The sequence below is a fragment of the Pseudomonas sp. S37 genome (genome assembly GCF_016658545.1).
Classification (GTDB): domain Bacteria; phylum Pseudomonadota; class Gammaproteobacteria; order Pseudomonadales; family Pseudomonadaceae; genus Aquipseudomonas.
The window spans coordinates 1-301 of the sequence record NZ_JACVZC010000248.1 but is presented as its reverse complement, the minus strand read 5'-3'; the positions used below and the strand labels follow the sequence as shown (position 1 = coordinate 301).

General features: G+C 63.8%; 1 protein-coding gene. It reads left to right on the top strand.

Annotation, left to right across the window (positions count from 1 at the left end):
• On the top strand, nucleotides 1–301 hold a 301-nt coding region (locus IAE39_RS29525; RefSeq protein WP_268934226.1), incomplete at both ends, for a contractile injection system protein, VgrG/Pvc8 family.

Here is a 301-nt window from a genome sequence, read left to right as displayed (position 1 = left end):
ATTTGATGTCGTGTCGTTCGAACTGAACGAGGGCGTCAGCCAGCTTTATCGGCTGGACGTCGAACTGGCCAGCTTCGCCGACGACGCTGACTTCGCCACCCTGCTCGACCAGCCCGCCGTGCTGACCATCTGGCAACAGGATGAGGCGGTGCGCCATGTACACGGCTTGATCAGCAGCTTCGAACAAGGCAAGACTGGCCGCCGCCGTACCCGTTACCGCGCCGTGATCGAACCGCAACTGGCCCGCGCTGGCCTGCAATCGGACTGGCGCATCTTCCAGCACCGCCCGGTGCCGCAACTG